9 protein-coding genes are annotated in these 12759 nt (G+C 47.9%); 1 reads left to right on the top strand and 8 read right to left on the bottom strand.

Annotated features, from left to right (window positions below; translation table 11 throughout):
* Positions 1–24: 24 nt before the first annotated feature.
* The 8 genes from H8K33_RS13510 to H8K33_RS13475 all read right to left on the bottom strand — a co-directional run bounded on the left by H8K33_RS13510 (position 25) and on the right by H8K33_RS13475 (position 11346).
* Positions 25–2607, bottom strand: coding sequence for a glycoside hydrolase family 3 protein (locus tag H8K33_RS13510; RefSeq protein WP_343043823.1), 2583 nt, complete (start codon positions 2605–2607; stop codon positions 25–27).
* 584 nt (positions 2608–3191) lie between these two features.
* Positions 3192–4595, bottom strand: a complete 1404-nt coding sequence (locus H8K33_RS13505; protein WP_186891562.1) for a GH1 family beta-glucosidase — start codon at positions 4593–4595, stop codon at positions 3192–3194.
* A 4-nt stretch (positions 4596–4599) separates the two neighbouring features.
* Positions 4600–5448, bottom strand: a complete 849-nt coding sequence (locus tag H8K33_RS13500; protein ID WP_186891561.1) for a glycoside hydrolase family 5 protein — start codon at positions 5446–5448, stop codon at positions 4600–4602.
* 71 nt (positions 5449–5519) lie between these two features.
* The gene (locus tag H8K33_RS13495; protein ID WP_246443598.1) at positions 5520–7109 is read right to left on the bottom strand and encodes a tryptophan halogenase family protein; all 1590 of its coding nucleotides are present in this window, start codon (positions 7107–7109) and stop codon (positions 5520–5522) included.
* An 8-nt stretch (positions 7110–7117) separates the two neighbouring features.
* Positions 7118–8182 (bottom strand): ATP-binding cassette domain-containing protein, encoded by a 1065-nt coding sequence (locus tag H8K33_RS13490; RefSeq protein WP_186891560.1) that lies wholly within the window; start codon positions 8180–8182, stop codon positions 7118–7120.
* A 73-nt stretch (positions 8183–8255) separates the two neighbouring features.
* On the bottom strand, positions 8256–9170 hold the full coding sequence (locus H8K33_RS13485; protein ID WP_186891559.1) for a carbohydrate ABC transporter permease: 915 nt from the start codon (positions 9168–9170) through the stop codon (positions 8256–8258).
* Entirely contained in the window at positions 9167–10054 is an 888-nt protein-coding gene (locus H8K33_RS13480; protein ID WP_186891558.1) for a carbohydrate ABC transporter permease, read from the bottom strand. The genes H8K33_RS13485 and H8K33_RS13480 overlap by 4 nt, the downstream gene beginning before the upstream one ends.
* Positions 10055–10059: 5 nt before the next feature.
* Complete coding sequence (locus tag H8K33_RS13475) at positions 10060–11346, bottom strand: ABC transporter substrate-binding protein (RefSeq protein WP_186891557.1); 1287 nt, start codon at positions 11344–11346, stop codon at positions 10060–10062.
* A 466-nt stretch (positions 11347–11812) separates the two neighbouring features.
* Between H8K33_RS13475 and H8K33_RS13470 the strand changes: the two genes are divergently transcribed.
* Positions 11813–12751, top strand: coding sequence for a glycoside hydrolase family 16 protein (locus H8K33_RS13470; RefSeq protein WP_186891556.1), 939 nt, complete (start codon positions 11813–11815; stop codon positions 12749–12751).
* The last annotated feature ends 8 nt before the right edge of the window (positions 12752–12759 follow it).

Genomic DNA, 12759 nt, shown 5'->3' with positions numbered 1-12759 from the left:
TGACGCTTCGTGTTAGTGCTTGATCTACTTGCTGATTAGCTTGTCGCATGCAAGTACATCGGCATCTTTCGCCGCGCCACCAACAATTTGGATGTCTGCAAAGTCGGCAGTAAAGTTCCCCTCCGTACTAACACTAAACGGTGTTTTCACCTTACGCATATCGACGCCGAGCGCTGCAAAACACGCGAGCGGGATCTTCACGGTCTTAACACCCGCGCCGAGATAGCTTTGGAAACTCTTGCTCAGATCAAGGCTGGCAACACAGTTCTCGCCGCATTCCATCCACATGCTGACTTTGCTACTTGGAGCCTGATGAATTTGCGCTTTAAACTGCAGAGCACCGTCACTAATGAGATTGGCTGGAATTGGCGTTGCAAATGCGGCAGAGGCTTCGTAACGACCTTTACCTCGCCAGCTGACTTGTTTGCCAACGATATTTGCCAAAGTCGCAGGCTTCACGCTGACTGTGTCACTGCTGTGGGTTAAGGCTAAGTCCTGTCCCAAGGTGAGCTTGCGTGTCCCTGTAGTGACAACCAATGGATACGTGGTCAAATCAGAAGGACCAGAAACCAACAAGGAATTTCCGCTCGTACATGGGTTTGTATGGTCTTCTGGCAAAGTACCAATCGTACTCGTTTTGCCATACTGCAAACCGTAACCATATTTAAAGAGCACTTGCTTACCGCCATTTGCAACAGCGTCATTCAAGCAGGCTTGCGCTGGCCAAGAAAATGATAAACGTCCTTTTATAGGATGATTAATTTTGCCTTGTGCGTTTTTAAATAACACATCGGCGACGCCTTTGCCCTCAGATCCTGGTAACCATGCAGCGACAAAACTATCTGACAAATTCATCAGATCATTGGCATACACCGCGCGACCGCTGACTAATACCGTGACGACTGGTTTGCCTTTGCTAGCAAGCTTCTTCAGTACCGCCAAATCTTCTGGAAACAAGTGGCTATGACTTAGTGGACGACTTGCTGCCACATCGCCAAAACCTTCTGCGTAAGGAGTCTCACCGAGTACGGCTAACACCACGTCAAACTGCGCTACATCAACATCATCTGCATTGGCACTGTAATGGACATTCACCGCGCCAGCCGCTTCTTTGATCCCAGCCAAGATGGTGTCACCTGGCGTGTAATCGCTTTCTTTATTTTCGGTTCCCTGCCAAGTGATAGACCAACCACCTGATTGATTAATCATACTGTCAGCACTTTTACCAACCACGAGAATTTTCTTACCCCGTGCCAAAGGCAAGGTTTGCTGGTTGTTTTTTAACAGAACCAAAGACTCGCGCACTGCTTGCCGTGCTAGGTCGCGTGCTTGCAAGGCATCTTGCTTGCCCGCGTATTTGTTGTCAGAAGGCTTTTTACCAAACAAACCAGCGCGCATTTTTACGCGGATAATCCGCGTTACGGCATCATCAATACGCGCCATTGGAATTTCGCCTGCTTCAACTTGCTTGATGGTGTTGGCGATAAAATTCTTCCAATTATCTGGCACCATCACCATATCAATACCCGCATTGATCGCTTGCGCACAGCTATCATTGCTGCAACCCGGCACTTCCGCAATACCATCCCAATCGGATACGACAAAACCATCAAATCCCATTTTGTCTTTGAGGGCATCCGTCAGCATCGCTTTGCTGCCGTGCATTTTTCCGTAATTCACACCAGCAGCAACGTCATTCCAGCTATTGTAAGAAGCCATCACCGTTTGCGCACCAGCAGCAAAGGCACCGTAGTAGCCTTGCGCTTGTACGTTAATCATTTCATGCAAGGTAGACTTGGTGACGCCGCGATCGACACCTTTATCGGTGCCGCCATCACCGATGAAATGCTTGGCTGTAGCGACGACGTTTTGATCGTCTTTAAACTTCCCTTGTAAACCTTTTACGTATAAAGCACCGTACTCTTTGACCAGTTTGCCATCTTCAGCAAAGCTCTCATAAGCACGTCCCCAGCGCGCATCGCGGCCGACCGCCAAGGTCGGTGCGAACACCCATGCGATGCCAGTTGCCCGCACAGATTTGGCGACATGTTCCGCCATTTGTGAAATGATTTTTGGATTACGTGCTGCACCTAAGCCGATATTATGCGGAAACAGCGTTGCGCCAACCACGTTGCTATTGCCATGGATCGCGTCAATTCCCCAAATGACTGGCACTTTGTCGACCATATCGGTACTCATTGATGCAGCATGGTACTGATCTGCCAAGCTAACCCAATCAGCCGCAGTGGCATACTTATTCATTTTTGGCCAACTGCCGCCGCCATTGAGCACAGAACCCAAATAGTATTTACGTACATCATCTGGCGTGATGAATTTGATTTCTGGCTGCGTCATTTGCCCGACTTTTTGCGCGAGTGTCATCTGCGCGACCATCTTCTTAATCTTCGCTTCCATTGCTGGATCTTTAGCAATGGCGCTTTGAATACGTGGCCAGTCTTTCAGGCCAGTTTGTGTCGCCGAATTTTTGACTTGCGTGTTTTTTTCTGGGGCGCTCTGCATCCATGCATTTGCTGTACAGCTAAATGCCAAGGTCAGACTAAGTGGCATTAATTTAAGTAAAGTGTGTTTAGTTTTGTTGGATTTCACGGTCGTCTCTCTCATTTATTTTGACTGATTTTCCCCGCCTGTCGATTGACTATATGCAGGCATAAGAAATTCATAGATCAGCCTTGTTCCTGATATTACTTCGGTCGATTACCACTGCTACTTACTTGATTTTTATCGACTACTAATTTGCTCTCTACAAACCTGCTTATCGGTGAATAAGGCATGGTCTTACTGAGAATGGGTAATTCATCAGTTTGTTGATATTAGTAGCCGCTGTTCTTGTGTCCCATACGCAATTACAACGCATATTGCGTCCACAAATTTTGAAATTAATTCGTCGGTGCCCGCGCTTATTTGAATCTTATTAGCCAAATTGGGAAGCTTTCCGTTTTATTCTAAATCAATTTTGGAAACGTTACCAATTATTTTTTCAAAACGTGTTTTTTAAGTTAAAAGGACGCGAGAATGGACGTCAAATCTGGTTTCAGACGGTCAGAATGCAGGGCGAACAACAGTACAAAAAACCTACCATCGTTCGCCCCCACTCTTGCTTACTTCTCCCCCCCGGGACAAGTAGTGCATAAAACCATGTATGCCATGCGATCCTATTGGCTGAACGAGATTTACTTGTTTGACCGATTTAAAAAATCGCAAAACCATTGACCACTCTGCTTCAAAGTTCGCGCTTGCGTGGCAAAGTCAACATACACCATACCGAAACGGCGTAGGTATCCTTCTGCCCATTCAAAATTATCGATCAAGCTCCATGCGAAATAACCACGCACATCCACGCCTTGTTGACGTGCTCGCTTCAATGCATCGAGGTGACGGATAAAGTAATCGCGCCTTTGACTATCGTTGACGCTACCATCGGCTTCCAATTGATCATCGTAACTAGAACCATTTTCGGTCAGATAGATAGGCACAGCAGGATAATCTTGGGTGATTCTGTACAACAGTTCGCGCATACCATCGGGCGCAACCTCCCAACCAAAGCCAGTTCGTTCACGCCCAGCCAACTCTCGTAAACGAGTATGTAGTGGGGGATTTTCTGCTGCGGCAGCAATGGTTTCCGGGAAGTAGTAATTGACGCCTAAGAAATCAACTGGTGTCGCGATTGCATCTAAATCACCTAGTCGTATCTCTGGTAGAAACTCAGCACAATGCGCTTGAATATCGAGTGGATATCCACGACCAAACAAAGGATCAAGAAACCAACGATTACGCAAACCATCATGTCTTTGCATGGCTTCTTGATCTTCTTCACTTTGGCTTGCGGCACGCAAAGGGTGCAAGCTCAGCGCGATTCCTACATGAGCGTCTGTGACATTCGCTCGGATCATTGGTACAGCAAGTCCGTGTGACACCATCACGTGATGCGCTACCTGCAATGCGGCTTTGAAATTTTTTTGGCCAGGCGCATGCATACCATCCCAATTGCCATGCATCGCGGTACACCAAGGTTCGTTATGGGTAATCCAATTCTTTACTCGATCGCCAAGACGACGCGTTACCGCATCGGCATATGCCAGATAGGCGTCTATCGTAGCGCGGTTCTCCCAACCACCAATATCTTGCAAATACTGCGGTAAATCCCAATGATACAAAGTCGCCCACGGCTGTAATCCGCGTTCCAACATGCCATCGACCAAGCGCGAATAAAAATCTAATCCACGTTGGTTAGGCGCACCACCGATCTCAGTGATGATGCGTGGCCAAGCGATAGAAAAGCGATAGGCGTTCATACCAAGCTGTTTCGCAATATCCAAGTCTTCAGGCCAGCGGTGATAGTGATCGCAAGCGACCAAAGCATTGCTGCCATCGCGGATCTTTCCCGCTTGTTGACAAAAGCTGTCCCAGATTGAAGGCACACGGCCATCTAGATCGGCACCACCTTCAATTTGAAACGATGAGGTAGAACAACCCCAAACAAAGTTAGAAGGAAAATCGCTGCGAGCCACAGTCGGCAAGTGGTGGGAAGAAGTCACGGTCGTATCGGTAATAGCGGATTGAATAATTGAGGACATAGTGTTAAGGACGCACAAATGGATCGGGAGCAACCGCACTAGTCATCCATGCCATGACTGCTTGTTGCGGTTCGTAAGGAATATTGCCAAATAGCTGGAACAAGGCTTCGATTTCACTCAAAGAAGCGGTCTGGAAATTTAAGGCAGGTATTTTTCGCCCGCTCTGATTGGTCACCAAGCCCCACGTGCCATCGCCTTGCCCGCCATTATTTGACATCAGCTTGTAAGACCAACTGGTGGCAGCCCAGCCTAGCGCGGCATAAGTATCGTAAGTGGCGCGCGTAATTTGCCCACCCAGTTCAGCACCTAAGCCAGCCCATGGTTGAAACTCGCCAATCAACAAGGCGGTGTTCAGATTCTTTAGGCGGGAATTCCATTCACAGACACCGGTATTTCCTGTCAATCTCAACCCACCACATTGCAACCAATCTTTGTGCACTTGTATGCTGGGCTGCCCCCAACCAAAAAAGCCCGGATAAGGATGAATTTCAAATGCCACATTTTGCATACCTTGTTCCGCTGGCTTGCCATAAGCATCAATACCACTAGAATGCCCTGGCAAGATAATGACGTGATTCATATCAACTGCGCGCACAGCTTGATAGAGCCGTTTCATTTCTTTGACCATGACCTCGGGGCTGGCACCCCATGGTTCATTCAATAGGCTGTAACCAGCTACCGCAGCGCGATCCTTGTACCGTCCTGCGATCTGTTGCCACAACCAAATGGTGCGCTCTTGGTACTCTGCGTTAGTCCAGTAGAGATTCTTGCCTGCGCAACCCGAATGGTGCTCCCAACCTTGACTACCGACTGTGCCATGTAAAACACATCGTTCAAAGCTTATTCTAAACATACCGACTTTCTGGCTGTCGATTCATTTACATCGATTCACCAGTCCATTCTTGCATTCGTGCTACCAAAACATTACGTGCCATAGCGCTGCGTCTGCGGCATTACGCCAAATTCCACTTTTTCCGCAGCACAAGTGGCGGCAATAAACTCAGCATGGGTCGGCATCACATCCACGCATTTTTGTATGGTCTTTTGTACTTGACTGAGGAAATAAGCAATATCTTCCTCGCTGCGCTGGTCCACCAAGGGATGATAGCTACTGGCGCGCAAACCCTGGCCATGCATCACTTGTAACCAGCTAGCGTCAGCAAACAACTCTTCGCCCAATCGGAAAATGCGGCCATGGCTGCGATATAAATCAATTCGGTGCTGTACCTCTTTCGGCACTTCCATCTCACGGCAATATTGCCAGAATGGCGCATCTTGGTGCTGATTTAACTTGTAGTGCATGATCAGAAAATCGCGAATACGCTGATATTCTTCATCATTCTGTGCATTATAGGTGTCAATATCTACCTGACTGAAACCACGGTCGGGGAACAGGCTCAACAGTCGCATGATCGCCGTTTGTATCATGTGGATACTGGTCGATTCGAGTGGCTCCATAAAACCACCAGACAATCCGATTGCTACGCAGTTCTTATTCCAAGCACGTTTGCGCTTGCCCGTGGTGAAGCGAATCAAGCGTGGCTCCGCTAATGCTTGGCCATCCAGATTGCCCATCAAAATAGCTTGTGCCTCATCTGCACTCATGAATTGACTGCAAAAGACATGACCATTCCCAGTCCGATGTTGCAATGGAATACGCCATTGCCAACCCGCCTGATGCGCCGTTGAGCGCGTATAAGGCAATAGCGTTTCAGATGAAGTACATGGCACCGCAATCGCACTATCGGCTGGTAAATAATGACTCCAATCCTCATACCCCGTCTGCAAAGTCTTTTCGATCAGTAGGCCAGACATACCCGAGCAATCGATAAAGAAATCTGCACTAATCAGCTCATCATTTTCCATGCGTAAAGCAGTGATAAGTCCATTCTGCGCATTGGTCTGCACTTCGACGATCCGCCCTTCGGTACGCAAAACACCTTGACGCTCGGCGATACCACGCAAATATCGTGCATACAAACCCGCATCAAAATGAAAAGCATAAGAGATATCCGACAAAGGCGAATTCGGCATATCTTTGGGTGGACGCATAAATTTGGCGTGACGCGGCGCGACGGTATTAATCGAAAACGCTTCTAAATCAGGTGCTTTGCCGGCTTGAACCATCTTGAGCCAGTATTGATAGAACTTGGCAACCACCTGATCGCGCCCGATTTGACCAAAACCATGAATATAGCTATCACCTGGCTTGCCCCAGTTCACAAATTCGATGCCGAGTTTAAATGTCGCCTGCGTTTGCCGAATGAATTCATCTTCATCCAAATTCAACAATTGATTAAAAGCGCGAATACTCGGAATCGTTGCCTCGCCAACGCCGATGGTCGAAATCTGATCCGACTCGACCAAACGAATCCGCTGTCCATGAGGCAGGCAACGCGATAAAGCCGCCGCGGTCATCCAACCAGCGGTTCCGCCACCAACGATAACAACATCCCTTAGGGCGCGTTCGTTTTGTTGGTTTGAAGGCATAGCCTTATTCAGATCTGGGTGCATAGCGTATCCTACAGTCGTTGTTCTGTCTTGGGATCAAACAGCGAAATCTTGCGTGTATCGATGCTGTACAACACGGTCTGGCCGATTGCAAACGGCCGCTGTTCATTGACGATACATGAAATCGTTTGTGCTCCAGCCTGCAACCAGACGACCTGATGATTGCCCATCGGTTCTACTAGCGCGACTGAACCGACAAACGGCCCATCATCACGAATCTGAATTTGTTCAGGACGCACGCCCATAATCACTTCGCCACTGTATTCCCCAGAATCAGCAAAGACATAGGAAGACAAATCCATATTGATCGAGTTTGAAACAAAGCGCTGTTGGGAATCTAATTGACCTTGAATGAAATTCATCGCTGGCGCGCCTAAAAAACCAGCCACAAACAAATTCACTGGGCGCTCATACACACATTCTGGTGTACCGATCTGCTGAACCTTACCCGCCTGCATGACCACAATGCGCGTCGCCAGAGTCATTGCCTCGACTTGGTCATGGGTTACATAGATCATGGTTGACTGCAATTGCTGGTGCAATAACTTGAGTTCGCGACGTAAATTGGTGCGTAATTTCGCATCCAAATTCGACAAGGGTTCATCAAACAAAAACACTTCCGCTTCACGCACTAAAGCACGACCAATGGCTACCCGTTGTCTTTGTCCACCGGACAGTGCTGCGGGCTTACGTTTCAATAACGGCGTCAAATGCAACATCTCGGCGACTTTATTGATACGTCTTTCAATCTCAGCTTTAGGAGTACCGTTGATCCGCAACCCAAAAGACATATTTTTTTCAACCGTCATGGTGGGATACAGTGCGTACGATTGAAACACCATCCCGATTTGACGCTCGCTAGGGTCCGCCCACGTCATGTCTTGACCAGCAATTTCTACCGTCCCGGCGCTAACGTCAATCAAGCCAGCAATCGCGTGTAACAAAGTCGATTTGCCGCAACCAGAAGGGCCGAGCAACACCAAGAACTCACCCGCCTCTACCGCGAGATTGAGTTCAGCAATAATCTGATTGCCACTCAGATTGATGCCCAGATTTTGCAAACGAACATTTGCCACGTTGTATCCTTTATTTCCCTTTTTGTGCTGCGTATTTGTTTTTACTGTTGATCTTTACTCAGGTGAATGGCGATCAGCCTTTGACCGCACCGGCCGCAATGCCACGTACAAACCATCGTCCTGACACAAAGTACAGCGTCAACGGCACCAGTGACGTCAAAATCGTCGCCGCCATGTTCACGTTGTATTGCCGCGTGCCAGTCGTCGTGTTAATCACATTGTTGAGCTGTACCGTCATCGGCAAGTGATCGCGCCCAGCGAAGACCAAACCGAGGATGTAATCATTCCATACACCCGTCAATTGCATAATCGCTGCCACCACAATGATCGGCGTTGACATCGGCAATACCAATTGCACGAAAATGCGAACAAAGCCTCCGCCATCGATACGTGCCGCTTGAAACAATTCATGCGGAATCGTGCTGTAATAGTTACGGAACAAGAGCGTCATCACCGGCATACTAAACACCGTATGAACCAAGACGATGCCAGGTAAAGAACTATATAAATCGACACTCGCTAAAATTCTGACCAACGGAAAAATCATTACCTGTACAGGAATGAAAGCACCCACCATGAGAATACCAAACAAAACATTTGCACCACGTGGTCGCCAAAACGACAAAGCATAACCATTAAGAGCGCCTAATAAAATCGGAATAATCGTGCTAGGAATAGCGATTGCCAACGAATTCATAAAGCCACCGCGAATACCTTCACAGTCAATACCTGTACAGGCGCTGGACCACGCAGTAATCCAAGGCTCAATGGTGAATTGTGTCGGTAATGCGAAAATATTCCCCATCCGAATTTCATCCATGCTTTTCACTGATGTGACGAGCATAATGTAAAGCGGCAGTAAGAAAAACATCGCAGCACTCAACAAGAAAGCGTAGATCCCCAAGCGAGCTGGCGTCCAGCTGCGCGTTATGCGTTTGGTGCGTTTTGCATACTTAGACTTATGTTGAACAGCCGTCGTGGTACTCATGCCTGCTTCCTCCGACTGCGTGCGTACACATAAGGAGCAAGAATCACAATTACCGGCACCAGCAACATCACTGCGCCAGCAGAGGCAAGTGCAATATTCGCGCGACCAAACAAATGATCCATAATAAATTTGGCTGGTACTTCGCTGGCTGTGCCGGGTCCGCCTTGCGTCATCGCAACCACCGAATCAAATAGCTTAATCGCTGTGGTCGACAACAATAAGAAAACCGTGGCGATTGCTGGAGCGAGCATCGGGATCACGATTGAAACATAGACGCGCCAGACGGGGATGCCATCGAGTCGGGCGGCCTTCCAAATTTCTTCGTCAATTCCGCGCAGTGCCGCCAATAGCAAAGCCATCACTAGTCCCGCTGTCTGCCAAACTGTCGCAATCACAATGGTGTAGATCACCTTATCTTGATCAATAATCCAATCAAAAGTAAAGTCAGGGAAACCCATTTGGCGCACCGCGTACTCGATACCAATTCCGGGGGTCAACATCCATTGCCAAATTAAGCCCGTCGCTACGAAAGACATCGCATACGGATATAAAAAGATTGTACGCAGTGCCCCCTCTGCCATCACTTTTTGGTCAATAAAAACAGCTAACAAAAAACCCAAAATCATACTGATCAAAATGAATAACACGGTATAGACAGCGATGTTCTCAATCGACAGCAACCATCGATCGTTATCAAACAATTTCACATACTGCGCGAAGCCAACAAAGGTGTCCGTCGGCATGGTGCGTGAGTTTGAGAACGACACCCTAATCGACCACAATGTCGCGCCCAAGTAGGCGACCAAGGTCACCATCGCCATCGGCAGGATGGCAGCGAACGGTACAAAGCGACGGAATAGGTGTTGGCTTAGGTGCTTGCGCATGTGATTTAATCTTTAAAGGCGCTGGCGATACTTTTTTGTACTTTTTCAACGGGAATACGGGTGTTCCAATAAGCGGTCAGAATGTCTTGCAACGCGCCATTCTGATCTGGTGTGAGGAACATCTCACTAATTCCCAAATGACGCGACTTGTCTTTCATGATTGCCATACCGGTCTGCGCGCAAATGTCCATCGTCGAGGTATCAACGTCACTCCGAATCGGAATCGAGCCTTTAAGTTTATTGAAATCTATTTGGGTCGCAGGGTTCAACAAGACTTTTGCCAGCAGCTTCTGTGCTTGTACGGTTGCCGGATTGTTAGTGCGCGGAAAAACAAAGGCGTCGCCCTGTATTAAATAAGGTGAATTCGGTGTTAGTCCAGCGATACAGCCAAAGTCCTTCCCAGCTACTTGCTTTGCGGCCGCAAACTCACCTTTAACCCAATCGCCCATGATTTGCACACCTGCTTTGCCACTAATCAGCAAAGCGGTTGCATCATTCCAATTACGTCCTGGTGAACCAGGGTCGATGTAGCTTTGCATACGCTTAAATGCGAGTAAGACTTTCTTAAATGCTTCGGAGTTGATCGCCTTTTGATCACGATCACGAATCACGCTTAAGTAAAGGTCTTTGCCACCCACATTAGTGAGCATCGCTTGAAACACGATTGTTTCTTGCCAAGCTTGCCCGCCGTGCGCGAGAGGAATAATACCAACGGCTTTCAACTTATCCATCGCCGCAAACATCTCATCCATGCTAGCAGGCTCTTTGGCAATTCCCGCCTTCTTAAAGGCTGCCTTGGAATACCAGAACCAAGTTTGCATATGGATATTCACAGGAACCGCGTAATAATGACCGTTGATCCGAATTACATTCAATACCGGTTCTGGAAGAATCTTTTCCCATCCCTCAGCTTTTGCGACATCATCGACATTGTTAAGCATGCCTTGCTCGACAAGGTCTAGGAATTGTTTGGTTGTATTGAATTGCGCTGCCGTGGGTGGATTGCTACCGACAATACGATTGATCGCTACAGCACGCGCTTGATCAGCTCCGGCGATTGCGGTATCAACCCAAATCCCGCCAGCCTTGCGGTAGTTTTCAGCGATCAGTTTGGCCGCTGCAGATTCACTATTCGAAGTCCACCAGTGAATAATTTCTGCTTTCTCGGCTGGGATTGGCTTGACGGCTCGCGCCGCGCTATTTTGAGCAACAGCCTGTCCTGCCACCAAAGCGGAGGCTGATGCGATTGAAGCGATACACAATGACAGCAGCGTCTTTTTAAAATTCAACATCCAGTCTCCTTACGATGCAGATACTTTGTCTGCATGATGTTTTCTCTTTTTTCTTAAATCTTTCGCAAACAATCGAGGATATCTTTCCCCGTATTCCTTGCATCGGTTTTTGCTTTTTATTTGTGCTCAATTTGAAGTTTCCACACGCATTTTATAGCGCCACATTGGAAACGTTACCACACCGAAAGACTATAGCATTCTTCAAATTTTACTGTCAAACAATTCTGTTGAAGACTTCACGCCGATATTTCACCAAATTGCGTTCTCACGGTTTGACGCGTTTAATCCAGGAATGTTGGTTTTTCAGTTGACACTTGAAAATGAATAATGCCATACTTCAAACCAAATTGGAAACGATTCCATATTATCACAAGAGGAATACAGCAGGAATGCAACATTGCCTGATTTGCTTCCCAGCGCTGACCGATCGGCGCTTACCGCATGCAACTCTAACGGAGATTCGGACATGACGACAGACATTGAACTCACTTGGCACCATAGCAAAATACGCGTCGCAGCGTATTTGCTCAGTCTAAGTGCTGGCCTAATTGCTCTGAGCGCGTGTGGTGGTGCTTCCGCAAGTACCCCATCAAACACGGCTGTTGGATCAAGCACGCCAGCGACTACGCCGAGTCAAAGCACGCCTGCCTTGCCTGCCGCCGGTATTCCAACAAACTGGAAATTAGTTTGGGCGGACGAATTTGATCAAGCGGGCTTACCGAATGCTTCAAAATGGATGTTTGATACCGAGCGCAATAAGGCGGGTTGGTACAACAATGAGCGTCAATATTATTCCAAAGAGAGACTAGAAAATGCACAAGTCGATGATGGCTTACTAACGATCACCGCTCGTAAAGAGCAATTGAACAATGCAAGCGATTATGGCGGGCAGGCTTACACCTCTGCACGCCTACTCACACGCGGTAAGGCAAGTTGGACCTATGGCTATTTCGAAATCCGCGCCAAGCTTCCTTGCGGTCTAGGTACTTGGCCGGCAATCTGGACACTCGGCACCAAAGGCGTCTGGCCCGATGATGGTGAGATCGATATCATGGAACACGTTGGCAAGAACAAAGGAAAAATTCTCGGAAGTGCTTACACCGCTTTTTACAACTGGCCAAATGGGACAGGTAATACAAAAGAAACCGTAGTCAATGACGCATGCGACGCCTTCCATACCTACCAGCTATTTTGGGATCAAGATCAAATTGCGATTGGGGTCGACAACAAATACTACTTCCAATTTCTCAACCCAAAGAACGGTGATTACAAGAAATGGCCTTTCGATCAGCCGCAGTATTTGATTCTGAATCTGGCAATTGGTGGTGATCTCGGTGGTGCGGTGGATGACAGCATCTTCCCTAGCAAATTTGAAATTGACTATGTGCGGGTGTATCAAAAATAGGCGATGAA

The sequence above is a fragment of the Affinundibacterium amnicola genome (assembly GCF_014284275.1).
GTDB lineage: Bacteria > Pseudomonadota > Gammaproteobacteria > Burkholderiales > Burkholderiaceae_D > Undibacterium > Undibacterium amnicola.
This window is presented reverse-complemented; position numbering and strand designations above follow the sequence as displayed.